The sequence below is a fragment of the Pseudomonas sp. TH41 genome (assembly GCF_016650695.1).
Taxonomy (GTDB): domain Bacteria; phylum Pseudomonadota; class Gammaproteobacteria; order Pseudomonadales; family Pseudomonadaceae; genus Aquipseudomonas.
On record NZ_JAEKFH010000003.1, the window covers coordinates 2,978,432 to 2,993,761 of the forward strand.

The window sequence follows — 15,330 nt, forward strand, 5'->3', positions numbered from 1 at the left end:
GATTGCAAGCATGTTCAATGACCTGAGTCGCCTCGGTAAATACCTCGGTCAGGCCGCGCGCCTGATGGTCGGCATGCCCGACTACGACAATTACGTCGAGCATATGCAAACCAAACACCCGGACAAACCGGTGATGAGCTACGAAATGTTCTTTCGCGAACGCCAGGAAGCTCGTTACGGTGGCAAGGGCGGACCGAAGTGCTGTTAACCCTGTAGGAGCGAGCTTGCTCGCGATGGACGTCAACGATAACGCGTGCTTGCTGAATGCACGCGTTGTCCTTGTGTTCATCGCGAGCAAGCTCGCTCCTACAGTTATTTTTGCGCCCTCATTTTTGAAGGAGAATCAGGTTTGCTATCTCCCATCCCGGTCACGATCCTCAGCGGCTTCCTCGGCGCCGGCAAGACCACGCTGTTGCGTCACCTGCTCAAAGCCGAGCACGGCCTGAAAATCGCCGTGATCGAAAACGAATTCAGTGACGCCGGCATCGACACCCAATTGTTGGGAGACGAACCGGTGCAAGTGATGACGCTGTCCAACGGCTGCGTCTGCTGCACCATCCATACCGACTTGACCAAAGCCCTGTACCTGCTGCTTGAACGCCTGGACAGTGGCGAAATCGCGTTCGACCGTCTGGTGATCGAATGCACCGGACTGGCCGACCCGGCACCGGTGGCACAAACCTTTTTCATCGATGAAGAACTGCGCGAGCGCTACATCCTCGACGGCATCATCACCCTGGTGGACGCGGCTCACGCCGACACTCACCTGACCCAGACCATCGCCCAGGCGCAGATCGGTTTCGCCGACCGTTTGTTGGTGAGCAAGCGCGATCTGGTGGACGAACCCACCTTTACCGCGCTCAGCGAGCGCCTGACCCGTATCAACCGTCGCGCACCGATCCGTGTGGTCGACCACGGCAAGATCGACCTGGCTGAATTACTCGACGTTCGCGGTTTCAACCTCAATGCCGACCTCGGTGGCGGCATGAGTTTGCGACCCGTGGGCAAGGCGCCTTCCATCGATCGTATTTCCAGCCTGGTGCTACGCACTGGCAAGCCGCTGGATATCGACAAGCTCAGCGAGTTTATGAACGAATTGCTGGAAGACCATGGCAAACAACTGCTGCGTTACAAAGGTGTGTTGAACATCGCGGGCGAACCGCGGCGCATGGTGTTTCAGGGGGTGCTGAAGCTTTACGGCTTCGACTGGGACACAGAGTGGGCGGAAGACGAAACGCGCGAGAGCGTGATCGTGTTTATTGCCGACGAATTACCGGAAGAGAAGATTCGTGAAGGGTTTGCGCGGGTGGCGGCGGAGTAAGGCCTGACATTTTCAGCGGGCCTGATGCTGCCATCGCGAGCAAGCTCGCTCCCACAATTGATCGGTGTCGGCCACAGGAGATTGGTCACACAGAGATTCAATGTGGGAGCGAGCTTGCTCGCGATGGCGATTTAACCGGCGACTCGACTCTCGCTCATTGTCAGTCCCGACTGGTGTAAGGTTTCTTCCAGATGATCCAGATGCTGGCTCAGTGATTTCTCGGCCGCCACGGCATCCCCACGCTCAACCGCCTCTACAATTTTCTGATGCAACTGCCACACGCAATGACCCTCCGCCCAAGCATCAAACTGCGCAATTGCCAGCGAAGTAACAGGCACCAAGCTACCCAGAAAATGCGCTAACGGCGCATTCCCCGCCATTTCCGCCAACCGCAAATGAAACTCCCCCGACAATCGGATGGCTGGCCCGCGCGCTGTACAGTGGCGCTCGCAATCGATCAACGCGCGCAGACGTTTCAAGTCGTGCGGGCGAGGCTGCTGACAAGCCAGGCGCACCAGGGTGATCTCGGTCAGCCGTCGGGCATGCAACGTCTGCCGGGTCTGGTCAGTATCAAGCGCGGCGACCCGGGGACGATGGTGGGTGCGCAGGACAACGATCTGCTGATGGGACAGTCGCGTCAGTACGCCACGAATGTCACTGCGTCGCACGTTGAACATCTGCGCCAGGCTTTCTTCGGTAAAGCGACTGGCCGCATGGATGCGCTGTTCGAGAATGGCGTCGAAGATACGCGAGTAGAGGTCATCCACCGGCGGGGGAAAGGGCAGGGCAGTTAGAGTCTGCGGTGAAGCGAAGCTGTTCATGGCCTGTCTCCAGTTCCAAGGGGGTTCAACCGCCGAGGTTGTCGTCCGGGATGTTCAATTCGATGCCCATCCGTTGGCCTTCGCGAAGGATGTGGCGACGCATTTCCGCGCTGGCCTGGGCGCTATTCTTGCTGCGGATCGCGCGCACCACGGCTTCATTTTCCTCGAGGCGTTCTGCCAAATGCTCGGGCGAGTTGCGCAGTACGTCGGCGCTTTGCTTGAGGGCATTGCTGGTCTGCTGAACCACGCTTTGGAAGATCGGGTTGGACGTCAGGGTGAACAACTCTTCGTGGAACGCGATGTAGGCGTTCACGCCGGCTTCGCTGTCATTGGCCTCCAGCGCTTCGCGCATGTCCATCAGGGTCAGGCGCAGTTGTCCTACTTCCTTGCTGCTGATCGATTGCGCGACCAAGCCGACGATGAACGGCTCAAGTGTGTAGCGCAGTTGCAGCACGTCTTCCAGGCTCGCGCCGGCCACCGCGCTGTCGTGGCTTTGGCTGTCGCTGAGATTGGCTTCCAGCACCACCACGCCTTTGCCCGGCATCGAACGCACCAGGCCGAGTGTTTCCAGCACGATCACCGCTTCGCGCAGGCTCGGGCGGCTGATACCCAATTGTTCGGCCAGTTCACGCTGGCCCGGCAACATGTCGCCGGAGCGCCACTGACCCCGGGCCAATGCGGCCCTGAGTTTTTCTACCACTGAAGTTACGACGGTTGATGTGGTAATCACTTGATTGCTCCATGAGCCTGTAAGGGCGGCGTCGCAGGCAAGATCAAAAGATCGCGGCCTGCGGCAGCTCCTACAGAGGTGAATTCAAAATTCCTGTTGATGTGCCGGTGCGACCGGTTTTCTCGACTGGAAGGTATAACCCGGCTGGCCGGAAAGCACCTTGTTCGCGCGCTGGATGTCGATGTCCTTTTCCCAGCGTGCAATGGCCACGGTCGCGACGCAGTTGCCAATCAGATTGGTCAGCGCGCGGCCGATGCCCATGAACCAGTCCACCGCCAGCACCAACACCAGGCCGACCACCGGAATCGCCGGGATCGCCGTCAGTGTCGCCGCCAGAATCACCAGCGCCGAACCGGGAATGCCGTGGGCGCCTTTGGAGGTGATCAGTGACACCAGCAGGATTGTCAGCAGATCAGTCATGGCCAGCGGCGTGCCGGTGGCGTTGGCGATGAACACAATGGCCAGGGTCAGGTAGATCGAGAAGCCGTCCAGATTGAACGAGTAACCCGTCGGAATCACCAGGCCGACCGTCGAGCTGCCGATGCCCAGATGCTCAAGTTTGCGCATGATCTGCGGCAGTACGGCGTCGGATGAAGCGGTCCCCATCACGATCAGCAGTTCTTCACGCAGGTACTTGAGCAGCGGCCACATTCGCAGGCCGGACAGGCGCATCACCAGGCCGAGAACCAGCGACACGAACGCCGCGCAGGTCAGGTAAAACAGGCCGACCAGGCTGCCCAGGTGCTGCAACGAGTCCAGGCCATATTTGCTGGTGGTGAAGGCGATGGCGCCGAACACACCGATCGGCGCCAGGCGCACGATCATGCCCATGATGCGGAAAATCACGTGGCTCAGTTCATTGATCAGTCGGGAAATGCCGGAAGCCGCTTCGCCCACCAGGTTCAGCGCGCTGCCGAACAACACGGAAAACAGCAGGACCTGCAGGATGTTGTTGTCGGCAAAGGCGCCAATCACCGAGGTCGGGATCAGGTCCATCAGGAACTGAGTGGTGGTGTGCATGTGTTGGCCGCGCTGGGCAATGTCCCCGATGTCGGCGGTGGACAGTTGATCCAGGTGAATATTCGCGCCACTGCCGATGCCGGTGCTGAACGCGAACACCAGCCCGATCACCAGAGCGATGGTGGTCAGCACTTCGAAGTAAATCACCGATTTCAGGCCGATGCGCCCGACCTTCTTCAGGTCACCGGCACCGCTGATGCCGCTGACCACCACGCAGAACACGATCAGGCCAATGAGCATCTTGATTAGCTTGATGAAGCCGTCGCCGAGGGGTTTGAGCTGGGCGGAGTATTCGGGAAGGGTCAGCCCGCAGACGATGCCGAGCACCAGTCCAAGAACCACTTGAAGGAAGATTGAACGCGAGCACCATCTGAGCATGGGAGGAATCCTGGTCGGTGTCCTGGCAGCCGTGCGCGGGGCGCCGCAGATTCAGGACTTAATTATTGTGGTCTTACCGGTATGTCCAGTGCAGGCGCAGTCTACGCTCGGTTTTTTCCTGAGTGCAAGCAAAAATATTGAAATTGGCATGACCGGTCTGACCAGTTGTTTCAACTCCCCCAAAATCAAAAGATCGCAGCCTTCGGCAGCTCCTACAGGTGTACGCCGATCCATGTAGGAGCTGCCGAAGGCTGCGATCTTTTGATCTTTACGTCAGGCGAAAAAAAACCGGCCATCACTGGCCGGTTTTTCAGGGCTGCGGTTTAGCGGTGCAATTAAGCGCCGTACACCGGCAGCTTCTTGCAGATGGCCTTGACCTTCTCACGAACGGCGTCGATCACCGCTTCGTTGTTCAGATCAGCCAGGATGTCGCAGATCCAGCCGGCCAGTTCTTTGCACTCTGCTTCCTTGAAGCCGCGAGTGGTCACCGCCGGAGTGCCGAAGCGCAGGCCGGAGGTGACGAACGGGGAGCGAGGATCGTTTGGCACGGAGTTCTTGTTCACGGTGATGAACGCCTTGCCCAGAGCGGCGTCGGCGTCTTTACCGGAGATTTCCTGCTTGATCAGCGACAGCAGGAACAGGTGGTTTTCAGTACCGCCCGATACCACGTCAAAACCGCGCTCGATGAACACGCCGGCCATGGCCTTGGCGTTTTTCACCACTTGTTGCTGGTAGGTCTTGAACTCAGGCTGCAGCGCTTCCTTGAAGCAGATCGCTTTAGCGGCAATCACGTGCTCCAGTGGGCCACCCTGGGCGCCCGGGAATACGGCGGAGTTCAGCTTCTTCTCGATGTCGGCGTTGGCGCGAGCCAGGATCAGACCGCCACGTGGACCGCGCAGGGTCTTGTGCGTGGTGGTGGTCACGACGTCAGCGAAAGGCACCGGGTTCGGGTAGACGCCAGCGGCGACCAGACCGGCCACGTGAGCCATGTCGACGAACAGGTAGGCGCCGACCTTGTCAGCGATTGCGCGGAAACGCGGGAAGTCCAGGATCTGCGAGTAGGCAGAGAAACCGGCCACGATCATTTTCGGCTTGTGCTCGACCGCCAGACGCTCAACTTCGTCGTAGTCGATCAGGCCATTGGCGTCGATGCCGTACTGGATGGCGTTGTACAGCTTGCCCGAGGACGAAACACTGGCGCCGTGGGTCAGGTGACCGCCGTGGGCCAGGCTCATGCCCAGAATGGTGTCGCCCGCTTGCAGCAGGGCCAGGTAAACGGCGCTGTTGGCTTGCGAGCCGGCGTGCGGCTGAACGTTGGCGTAATCAGCGCCGAACAGTTCTTTGGCGCGGTCGATGGCAAGTTGCTCGACCACGTCGACGAACTCGCAACCACCGTAGTAGCGCTTGCCCGGATAGCCTTCGGCGTATTTGTTGGTCAGTACCGAGCCTTGAGCTTCCATCACCGCTGGGCTGGTGTAGTTTTCCGAAGCGATCAGCTCGATGTGTTCTTCCTGGCGCTGAGCTTCTTGCTCCATGGCGGCAAAAAGGTCGGCGTCGTACTTGGCAATAGTCAAATCACGGCTGAACATGGCGGTCCTCAAGGATCGGGGCAGAAAAGGGGGGCATTCTAACCCAATGGGTTTTAGATGGCATATGAAAGGACATCATGTCGCAGACAAGTGGGCTTCATGACGGGATCAGTGGTGATCATGCGGGCCTCTTCGCGAGCAGGCTCGCTCCCACAGTGGATCTTTGGTGTTCACAAATTGTGTGTACACCCAAAAAACCTGTGGGAGCGAGCTTGCTCGCGAAGGGGCCATCCGCAGCACCGCAAAACTTCAGTCAAACATGAACAGCGCATCATTACTGAACTGCGCTTCAAACCGGTTCGCCGGCATCGGCCGCCCAAACAGATAGCCCTGGACCTCATCGCAACCATGCTCGCGCAGGAAGTCGAGCTGCTCATGGGTTTCCACGCCCTCGGCGATCACCGCCAGATTGAGGCTGTGGGCCATGGCGATAATCGCGCGGGCAATCTGCGCATCCTGTTCACCCGACGGCAGGCCATCGACAAAGGTGCGGTCGATTTTCAGCACGTCGATCGGGAACTGCTTGAGGTAGTTCAGCGATGAGTAACCGGTGCCAAAGTCATCAACCGCAATGCTCAGGCCGAGGTTTTTCAGCCCGGCGAGAATCTGCATCGCTTCGCTGACTTCGCGCATCAGGATACTTTCCGTCAGTTCCAGCTCCAGACACGCCGGCGGCAGGCCGGCTTCCTTGAGGATGGTGGCGATCCGAGTCCCGAGCTGGCCATCGGAGAACTGCCGGGCCGAAATGTTGACCGATACCTTTGGCACGCGGACCTTGTTCTGATGCCAGGTCTTGAGCTGGCGACAGGCCTCGCTGATCACCCAGTCGCCGACATCGACGACCAGGCCGAGCTCTTCGAGCACCGGAATGAAGTCCCCCGGCGGCACCAGTCCACGACGTGGATGACGCCAGCGCAGCAGGGCTTCGGCGCCGGTCAAACGTTTGCCATCGCCGCTGAACTGCGGTTGGTAGTACAGAACGAATTCGTCTTGCTCCAGGGCGTGACGCAAATCGCTTTCCAGTTCCAGTCGCTCCAGGGCGCTGGCGTTCATGTCCGCCTGATAGAACTGGAAATTGTTCTTGCCGCGCTCTTTAGCGTGATACATCGCGGTGTCGGCGTTTTTCATCAGCTGGCTGAGTTCATTGCCGTCCTGTGGGCTCAGGGCGATCCCGATACTGGCCGTGACAAAGAACTCGCGGCCTTCGAGGACGAACGGTTTCACCAGGCTGGCGAGAATCTGTTCGGCGACATGAATCGCCCGGTTCAAGGCGATTTCACGGTTGATGCGCGGTTGCAGCAGCAAGGTGAACTCATCGCCGCCCATGCGGGCCACGGTGTCGTCATCGTCGACGCAGCCGAGCAGGCGTGTGGCCATATCCTTGAGCATGCGGTCGCCAGCGGCGTGGCCCAAAGAGTCGTTGATCGGCTTGAAGCGGTCCAGGTCGAGGAACATCAGCACGACCCAGGACTTCTGCCGTTCGGCCGATTGCAGCGCGGTGTGCAGGCGATCCTGAAACAGCGTGCGGTTGGGCAGGTGAGTCAGGGCGTCGTAGTAGGCGAGACGGTGGATTCGCTGCTCACTGGCCTTGCGTTCGCTGATGTCGCTGAAGAAGGCTACGTAGCTGGCTAGGTCGCCTTCGTCATCCAGTACCGCGGTAATCCCGACCCAGGCCGGGTAATGCTCGCCATTGCGCCGCTTGAGCCAGACTTCACCTTCCCAGGTGTTGTGCTGATGCAATTGCTTGAGCACGTAGCGCAAATGCGCTTCCTGTTGTTCATCGACGGTCAGCATGCTCGGCAACTGGTCGAGGACTTGTTCTACCGCATAACCGCTGACGCGACTGAAGGCTTCGTTGGCCTGGACAATATAGCCGGCCGGATCGGTAATCAGGATGGCCGAGGTCGAGTGCTCGAATACGGTCGCCGCCATGCGCAAGTCTTTCTCGGCCCGGCGCTGCTGGCTAATGTCACGACCGACGCCCAGCACACCTTCAAATGCACCCTGGTCGTCCCAGACCAATACCAGCCGTAGCTCAATGGGAATCTTGCGCCCATCGGCCCGCAGGCAATCGAATAAATACAGTTGGGTTTGCACCTGGTTGCGCAACAGCGCCAATTGGTCGGGCTTATCCAGCGCTTTGTGAACCCGGTCCATCAGGTGGTAAATGCCGGTCAGCTGTTGTGGGTTGGCAATGGTCGATTGCCAGCCGTTCTGGAAAATCCAGCCGGCGTCGTAGCCCAGCACGGCTTGTACCGATGGGCTGACGTAATTGAGCTTCATCTTGCTGTCGGTGGAAAAAATCACGTCGCTGATGCTTTCGGCGAGCATCCGGTAGCGCTGTTCGCTGTCGCGCAGGGATTCGCTGGCTTCGATTTGTTCGGTGATGTCCTTGGCCACGCCAATGATCCGCGTGACCTGATCATGCTTGTCGCGCGCCAGGGCCTGTTCGCGAATCTCGAAACGCCGCCACTTACCGTCCCGGTGCCGGAAACGCAGCTGGCACTGGAGCAACTGCCTGTAGCCAGCGTGTCGCTGTTCCTGACGCGAGCGGTGGTAGAAATCGGCATCTTCGGGGTGCAGGAGTATTTCCCAGAAATACTCGCCCATCTGGTGCAACTCGGTACGGTTGTAACCGAGCCTCTGGCCCAGGTGGTGGTTGCTGAAGATCATCCGCTGGCTGATCACGTCTTGCACATAGAGGTGATCCGGCACGGTGCGCACCACGTCGGACCAGAATCCTTCACGTTCCAGCAGCGACAGTTCGATGAGCTTGCGGCTGGTGATGTCGGTGATGCTCAGGATCACCGCGTTGTAGTCGTCCAGGTCTTCCGGCAGCCGCAGCACCAGCCACAGGTGCTGGTCGTGGCCATTGGCGTCCTGGAGTTTGATTTCCAGCTCAAGCTGATTCTGCTGGTTGAGCACCGCCTCGAGCATTTGATAGCCGATATCGGTGCCGTCCAGTGGGCCGCCATCGATCAGCAGTTTCCAGGCTTGATCGCGGGAATTGACGTTGAGCAGTTGCAGCGCAACCTGGTTGACCTCAGTGACGCGCAGCTCCTTGAGCAATGATTGACGTTGCGACGGGGTCTGCAGCCAGGCCTGCAATTGCTCGTTATTTTGCAGCTGGGCCTTGTCGAAGGCGCTTTTAAGCCCGCAGACGTCGAGCACACACAGAGCGACGCCGGTGCCTTCGAAAATATCCTGATAGCGCCGACGCCCTTCGTGCAGTTGACGTTGCCGGCGGCGCATGTTCAGCAGAACGATGAAGGGTAACAGGGAGAACGCCAGGCCCAGCAGGCATTTGCCGATGAATGCCGGCAGCAGTTGTTCGAGGACCCGTTGTCGGTCGAACAGCCCGCGCAATTGCCAGTCGCTGCTGCTCAAGGGAACGGTCAGCACGCTGTCGGCTACATCGTCCGGGGTCAGCATTCCCGGATTGATCGAGGGCAGCCCTTCATCGCGACTGATGATCTGGTGATTGATGCGGTTTTCCACCAGCCACAGCGGGCGAATGCCGGCTTCATTTTGTTGGGTCAGTGAGGTGAAAAATGTCGGTGTCAGGCGCAGGGCCCAGTAACCACGGGTGCTGCCGCTGGCTTGATGCAGCAGCAGGTGCACCACCGAGCCGTCATCGGCATTACTGAAGTAGTGGGCCTGAGCGTGGCTGCGTCGGACGAGTTCGCTCAGGTAGTCGGCGTCCTCGCTGCTGGCAGCGCTGTCGCTGAGGATTTTCCCGGATGGACTGAGCAAGGCGAGGCTGCGCAATTCCGGTATCGATTGTTGCAACTTGCTCAGCAGCACCTGCAGTTCGTCGGCGCTTTGCGGTTGCTCGACGATCGGCAGCAGGTTGAGGGCAATTTGCGCTTTCAGTGTCATGTTCAGGCTGACTTGCGCGGCCAGGTCGGCGGTGTAATCGATGGTGTACTGACGCTGGCTTTTCTGGGTGGCGCGAAGTTGATCCAGCAGCTGCCAGAACAGCAGTGCAAGCAACAACAACACCAGCATGGCCAATGCGCTCTTCAACGTTCCGCGCAGGGGGGAGCCGGGTGCGACAGCGGGTGCACTGGTGGTCAGGGGCGGAGTGACATTAGACAAGCTGAAATCCTGCGGATTGGCTGGACTGGCGCGACGTGCACTATAAGCCGGACGCCCGAAGGGCGGCTAGCATGCCTTGAGTTGTGGCAAAGTGCCAGTCCCGCCCGGCTGGACTGCCTTCTGTCAATAAGGTAGCTTTGCCGGTTACGCGGGAGCGTTCCAGCTCCTAGAATCAGACTTTTTCAGCGTGCACGTATTGATAGCCATCAATCGGACGACGCGCACAGTCTGGCCGGGCTTCGCCTGCGCTCCAATCATTCATCTGTCACTGACCCAAGGTTCTCCATGGCTCAATACGTCTTCACCATGCATCGGCTGGGCAAAGTTGTTCCGCCGAAGCGGGAAATCCTGAAAAACATTTCGCTGTCCTTCTTCCCAGGCGCCAAGATCGGCGTGCTCGGCCTCAACGGTTCGGGTAAATCCACGCTGCTGAAAATCATGGCCGGCGTCGACACCGAGTTCGACGGCGAAGCCCGTCCGATGCCGGACCTGAACATTGGCTACCTGCCGCAAGAGCCGATCCTGGACCCGACCAAGACCGTGCGTGAAGTGGTCGAGGAAGCGGTCAGCGTGATCAAGAACGCCCAGGCGCGCCTGGACGAGGTCTACGCAGCTTACGCTGATGAAGATGCCGACTTCGACAAGCTGGCGGCAGAACAGGCCAAGCTCGAAGCCATCCTGCAAGCCAGCGACGGTCACAACCTGGATCGCCAACTGGAAGTCGCCGCCGATGCGCTGCGTCTGCCAGCGTGGGATGCCAAGATCGAATTCCTGTCCGGTGGTGAAAAGCGTCGTGTGGCCCTGTGCCGCCTGCTGCTGTCCGCCCCCGACATGCTGCTGCTCGACGAACCGACCAACCACCTGGACGCCGATTCCGTCGCCTGGCTGGAGCACTTCCTGCACGACTTCCCGGGCACCGTGGTCGCCATCACGCACGACCGGTACTTCCTGGACAACGTTGCTGGCTGGATCCTCGAACTCGACCGTGGCGCCGGTATCCCGTACGAGGGCAACTATTCGGGTTGGCTCGAAGCCAAGTCCGATCGTCTGGCTGCCGAATCCAAGCAGCAGTCGGCTCACGAAAAAGCCATGAAGGAAGAACTGGAGTGGGTGCGCAAAGGCGCCAAGGCTCGTCAGTCCAAATCCAAGGCTCGTCTGCAACGCTTCGAAGAAATGCAATCGCAGGAATTCCAGAAGCGCAGCGAAACCAACGAGATCTACATCCCGGCCGGTCCGCGCCTGGGCGACAAGGTCATCGAGTTCAAGAATGTCTCCAAGGGCTACGGCGATCGCGTCTTGATCGACAACCTGTCGTTCTCCATGCCGAAAGGCGCCATCGTTGGCGTGATCGGCGGTAACGGTGCCGGTAAATCGACCCTGTTCCGCATGTTGATGGGCAAGGAAACGCCGGATTCGGGCAGCATCGAAGTCGGCGAAACCGTGCAACTGGCCTGCGTCGATCAGAGCCGCGAAGACCTGGACGGCAGCAAGACTGTGTTCCAGCAAATCTCCGACGGTTCCGACCAGATCCGCATCGGTAACTACGAGATCCCGTCACGTACCTACGTCGGCCGCTTCAACTTCAAAGGTGGCGATCAGCAGAAGTTCGTCAAGGACCTGTCCGGTGGTGAGCGTGGTCGCTTGCACCTGGCCCTGACCCTGAAAGAGGGCGGCAACGTCCTGCTGCTCGACGAACCGTCCAACGACCTCGACGTTGAAACCCTGCGTTCCCTGGAAGAAGCCCTGCTGGACTTCCCGGGCGCCGCCATTGTGATCTCTCACGATCGGTGGTTCCTTGACCGCGTCGCGACGCACATCCTGGCGTACGAAGACGACTCGCAAGCCGTGTTCTTCGAAGGCAACTACACCGAGTACGAAGCTGATCGCCGCAAACGCCTCGGCGAAGCTGCTGCTCAGCCGCACCGTGTACGACACAAAAAACTGGCCTGATTCAGGTTGGCTGGATGAAAAACGGAGCCTTCGGGGCTCCGTTTTTTTTGGAGGCTTTCAGTGGTACCGAGGTGCGACATTCGCGAGCAAGCTCGCTCCCACAGGGGATTCGTGTTGGCTACAAATCTGGAATCCGCTGAAGATTTACTGTGGGAGCGAGCCTGCTCGCGAAGGTGTCCTTAAGATCCCCCCACTTCTATGCCCAAGACTTCAATCACCAAATCCCCCACCGGCCGCTTCCACACCACCTCATCACCCACCTGCGCGCCCAACATCGCCCGTCCCAACGGCGAGCTCCAGTTGATCAACCCACTGGCAGCATCCGCCTGATCCTCGCCTACTAACTGCACGCGCTGTTCGTGGCCTTGTTCATCGGCAAAGGTCACCCAACTGCCTATTTGCACTTTTTCGGTGGAAGAGGCCGGTACAACCACCTGAGCGCTTTGCAGACGCTGATTGAAATACCGCCAGTCACGGTCAAGGTCGGCCTGGCGCTGCTTGTCGGCCAATTCGCCCTTCGCGCTTTGTTCATTGAGCAGGTTCTGCACCTCGGCGACTTTCGCCTGCAACTGGGCAAGGCCTGCGGGCGTGACGTAGTTGGGCTGCGCGCTGACCTGCCGTTCGACTGGCTGATCGGCTTGCGCGGCGGCGTTATCTTCATTGACGAAAGCGCGACTCATGGTTTTCTCCCGTTATAGGGTTTGGGCCATGCTCGCAGGCTTTTAGTTTCGATGTATGTCTGTCAGCGACGCTCTCTCGCACTCCATAGGAAAGCAAGATCAAAAGATCGCAGCCTTCGGCAGCTCCTACCTTGGATTTCATCACCCTGTAGGAGCTGCCGCAGGCTGCGATCTTTTGAGCTAGTAGTGATACCACTTCACCTCCAGCATCACTTCGTTCTCGGGTGATGCGAGGTGGCTGAATTCGCGCTGGGCACTCAGGCGCATACCCAGGTTGCGCGACAGTTCCCACTGCTGATTCAGGCTCATGCTGCGGCGTACTTCGCCGTTGGTGAAGAAATCCCCTTTGGTTTCCAGGCTGAAGTTACCCAAAGGGTTTTTCCATAGCACACCACTGTTGAAGCCGGCCGCCGGGGCGATGAAGCCCGCGAAGTCATTGTTGTGTTCTACACGCACGGTACCCAGGGCAAACCCGAGTACGTCCTCGCCCAGTTGCCATGTCCCGCCGCCGCCACCGTTGACGTGGCTGACCAGCGTTTCGTCATCATGCTTGCCCGGCACGCGCTCCAACCCGCCGGTGACTTGCCACGAAAGCGGTTGTAGCAGCTCATTGCGCGGGGTCAGGGAGCGGATGGTTGCCAGATCAAGCTGCTGGAATTGCCAGTGATTGCCTTCGTACTGGCGCAGCTTCATTTGCAGGATTTCGATCTGCGCGCCGAGAGGGAAACTCTCGGCGTTGTCATTGAGGTCGTGATAGGCCATGCGCAGGCCGTACTCGCCAAACGCTTTGTCGCCCCGGGTGCCGATACCCGCTTGCCAGGTGCGGGATTCGTGGCCGTTTTCGGGCAGGCCGGGTTGCGGGATGTCCAGCTCCGGAGGCGGGTTCTGGTTGATTGCGCGCAGCAATTCGAAACTGCGCTGCGCCCGCTGCGGGTCGCGCTCCTGGCCATTGGCGCGGTAGCGTTCAAGTCGGTAAGCCGCATCGATGATCAGCGCCTGGCGGTCGCGCGGTTGCGCCTTGAATGCCGGTTCCTGCAGTTGCTTCTGATCGGCGCTGACCTTCAGCACCCATTGTTGTTCTTGCGGATTCAATGGCTCGGCGCGGCTCAGCAGTTCACGCTCGCGCGAGGGACGATACTGAATGGATTCGACCAGTCCGGCTTCTTTCACGGCTTTGACCGTGTCGGTAGGAATGGCCGTCAGCGGAAATTGTTCGGTCAGGCGCAGGCTCGGACGGGCCACTTGCAGCAGTTCCAGCAGGCGATAAGAGCAGTTTTCGTCGAAGAAGAAATAGTCGAACTGGATCTGTTTCAGTTCCCAGACGTGCTCGACCATGCGCTCGGTTTCGGCCTGGGTCAGGTTTAGCCGGTACTCCCACAGGTCCCGGTTCTCGAGGCTACGGTACTCCGAGAGTTTTTCCTGATACGGCACCAGCGCAAACAGCCCCGGATAACCGCCCATCAAACCTTTCCAGGCATAGAGAATGCTGTTGTCCGAACCTTCGATGTAGGCACCGAAGTTGATCGCGTAACTGAGCAGGGCGGTGTGATCGCTCTGCACATCGGCCTGGTCAATGCGCAGCAAGGTGTGGCCGAACATCGATGACGGACTGTTCAGGTAGGCCGCCGGGAAAATCATCACCGCGCTGTGGGGTGAGACATCCTTGAACCATTGTTTGAACTCGGTGCAGTCCAGCGTCGGCAAACCGGTCAGGTTGAGCTGCGCCTTCAGCCAGCGTGTGCGGGCGGGGTAGACGCATTGGGCGTGTTTTTCGCCAGCACTGGCCGGGGCATACAGCGCCTGCACGGTCGCCGCCAGTTCATGGTCCGGGTGTTCGTTACCGTCGGGGGCCAGGAAGAATTTCTTGTCACTGACGTAGCTGCGCCAGCCGCCGAGCTTGGCGGTTTCGTAGTGGCCCAGGGAAATCCAGAAGGGGTCATTGGCCAGTTGCTGCAAACGTTGATTGTCGATGTGGGGCGCGGCGGACAGCGGGGCGCAGACACAGAGCGCCAGCCAGGCAAGGCGTTTGAGCATAGTGAGCAACTTAAGTCGAAAAAAATAAAGACCCGGCGCGGTTGATGCCATCTTGAATGACATTACCCAAAGAGGGGCAGGTCCAAAAAACAAAAAACCCGCTCCCCGAAAGGAACGGGCGGGTCGAGCTTAAGCTTGAGTGGCGTACTTGGCCAGACGCGGATCGTTCTTCAGAACGGCCATCGTGTTGGTATGCACATCGTCAGCGGTGACGTCAGCCTTGCTGAAAATCTGCTGGAAGTGCTCATGAGTCACGGCGGCGAAGTGCGCACGGTCTTCCGGCGCCACGCCCAGTACCACGGCGTAAGTGGTCAGCGCTTCGCCCTGACCTTTAGCCATGTCTTCGGACAGCTCATTCATCATGCCATTCATGGCAAACCAGGATTTGCCGCCGTAGGTCAGCGACGCATTCGTTGCGCAGCCGTTGGTACCGGAGGTCATACCGAAGGTTGCGTTGCCGGAAGTGCCGTTGGTGGTGGATGCCAGGAAATGAGCCGGGGTGCCACGCTGACCTTCGAACAGCATGTTGCCCCAACCGCAATCCGGGCCGCCTGGCGCTTGAGCCATAGCGTTGAGGGATACAACGGTGAAGAGAGTACCGAGAAGAATCCGTTTCATAGCTGAGTTCTCTTTATGTGCATACCAATGGACAAGGGGGTCTGGCCCATTTTGGCGCCAGTTGGGCCGGTTATTAGTCCAGCCGCGCAGT

11 protein-coding genes are annotated in these 15,330 nt (G+C 59.2%); 3 read left to right on the top strand and 8 right to left on the bottom strand.

Features of this window, described 5'->3' with window-relative positions:
* Nucleotides 1-10 precede the first annotated feature (10 nt).
* Nucleotides 11-208 carry a YbdD/YjiX family protein gene (locus JFU37_RS16305; RefSeq protein ID WP_007895266.1) on the top strand — a complete coding sequence of 66 codons (198 nt, stop codon included), beginning with the start codon at nucleotides 11-13 and terminating at the stop codon, nucleotides 206-208.
* A 141-nt stretch (nucleotides 209-349) separates the two neighbouring features.
* Entirely contained in the window at nucleotides 350-1,321 is a 972-nt protein-coding gene (yjiA, locus tag JFU37_RS16310; protein ID WP_201116252.1) for a GTPase, read from the top strand.
* 131 nt (nucleotides 1,322-1,452) lie between these two features.
* On the opposite strand, the gene JFU37_RS16315 is transcribed toward yjiA, so the two are convergent.
* From JFU37_RS16315 to JFU37_RS16335, 5 genes are all read right to left on the bottom strand, one after another.
* Complete coding sequence (locus tag JFU37_RS16315; protein ID WP_201116254.1) at nucleotides 1,453-2,142, bottom strand: GntR family transcriptional regulator; 690 nt, start codon at nucleotides 2,140-2,142, stop codon at nucleotides 1,453-1,455.
* A gap of 25 nt (nucleotides 2,143-2,167) precedes the next feature.
* Entirely contained in the window at nucleotides 2,168-2,872 is a 705-nt protein-coding gene (locus JFU37_RS16320; RefSeq protein WP_201116258.1) for an FCD domain-containing protein, read from the bottom strand.
* Between the two features lie 84 nt (nucleotides 2,873-2,956).
* Nucleotides 2,957-4,270: a C4-dicarboxylate transporter DctA gene (locus tag JFU37_RS16325; RefSeq protein ID WP_201116260.1), complete on the bottom strand. Its 1,314-nt coding sequence runs from the start codon at nucleotides 4,268-4,270 to the stop codon at nucleotides 2,957-2,959.
* A gap of 335 nt (nucleotides 4,271-4,605) precedes the next feature.
* Nucleotides 4,606-5,859, bottom strand: coding sequence for a serine hydroxymethyltransferase (gene glyA, locus JFU37_RS16330; RefSeq protein WP_201116261.1), 1,254 nt, complete (start codon nucleotides 5,857-5,859; stop codon nucleotides 4,606-4,608).
* Between the two features lie 249 nt (nucleotides 5,860-6,108).
* The gene (locus JFU37_RS16335) at nucleotides 6,109-9,957 is read right to left on the bottom strand and encodes a sensor domain-containing protein (protein WP_201116262.1); all 3,849 of its coding nucleotides are present in this window, start codon (nucleotides 9,955-9,957) and stop codon (nucleotides 6,109-6,111) included.
* A 285-nt stretch (nucleotides 9,958-10,242) separates the two neighbouring features.
* Here JFU37_RS16335 and ettA point away from each other — a divergent pair, with 285 nt between their 5' ends.
* Entirely contained in the window at nucleotides 10,243-11,907 is a 1,665-nt protein-coding gene (ettA, locus tag JFU37_RS16340; protein WP_201116263.1) for an energy-dependent translational throttle protein EttA, read from the top strand.
* A gap of 179 nt (nucleotides 11,908-12,086) precedes the next feature.
* On the opposite strand, the gene JFU37_RS16345 is transcribed toward ettA, so the two are convergent.
* The 3 genes from JFU37_RS16345 to JFU37_RS16355 all read right to left on the bottom strand — a co-directional run bounded on the left by JFU37_RS16345 (nucleotide 12,087) and on the right by JFU37_RS16355 (nucleotide 15,239).
* The gene (locus tag JFU37_RS16345) at nucleotides 12,087-12,587 is read right to left on the bottom strand and encodes a GreA/GreB family elongation factor (RefSeq protein WP_201116264.1); all 501 of its coding nucleotides are present in this window, start codon (nucleotides 12,585-12,587) and stop codon (nucleotides 12,087-12,089) included.
* 180 nt (nucleotides 12,588-12,767) lie between these two features.
* Nucleotides 12,768-14,621 carry an Lnb N-terminal periplasmic domain-containing protein gene (locus tag JFU37_RS16350; RefSeq protein ID WP_201116265.1) on the bottom strand — a complete coding sequence of 618 codons (1,854 nt, stop codon included), beginning with the start codon at nucleotides 14,619-14,621 and terminating at the stop codon, nucleotides 12,768-12,770.
* Between the two features lie 129 nt (nucleotides 14,622-14,750).
* Nucleotides 14,751-15,239: a DUF3015 domain-containing protein gene (locus tag JFU37_RS16355; RefSeq protein ID WP_201116266.1), complete on the bottom strand. Its 489-nt coding sequence runs from the start codon at nucleotides 15,237-15,239 to the stop codon at nucleotides 14,751-14,753.
* Nucleotides 15,240-15,330: the final 91 nt, after the last annotated feature.

Excerpts from the sequence above, each read along its gene's own strand:
- JFU37_RS16305 (WP_007895266.1), top strand. The coding sequence starts at position 11 with ATGTTCAATGACCTGAGTCGCCTCGGTAAATACCTCGGTCAGGCCGCG.
- JFU37_RS16315 (WP_201116254.1), bottom strand. The coding sequence starts at position 2,142 with ATGAACAGCTTCGCTTCACCGCAGACTCTAACTGCCCTGCCCTTTCCC.
- JFU37_RS16325 (WP_201116260.1), bottom strand. The coding sequence starts at position 4,270 with ATGCTCAGATGGTGCTCGCGTTCAATCTTCCTTCAAGTGGTTCTTGGA.
- glyA (WP_201116261.1), bottom strand. The coding sequence starts at position 5,859 with ATGTTCAGCCGTGATTTGACTATTGCCAAGTACGACGCCGACCTTTTT.
- ettA (WP_201116263.1), top strand. The coding sequence starts at position 10,243 with ATGGCTCAATACGTCTTCACCATGCATCGGCTGGGCAAAGTTGTTCCG.
- JFU37_RS16345 (WP_201116264.1), bottom strand. The coding sequence starts at position 12,587 with ATGAGTCGCGCTTTCGTCAATGAAGATAACGCCGCCGCGCAAGCCGAT.
- JFU37_RS16350 (WP_201116265.1), bottom strand. The coding sequence starts at position 14,621 with ATGCTCAAACGCCTTGCCTGGCTGGCGCTCTGTGTCTGCGCCCCGCTG.
- JFU37_RS16355 (WP_201116266.1), bottom strand. The coding sequence starts at position 15,239 with ATGAAACGGATTCTTCTCGGTACTCTCTTCACCGTTGTATCCCTCAAC.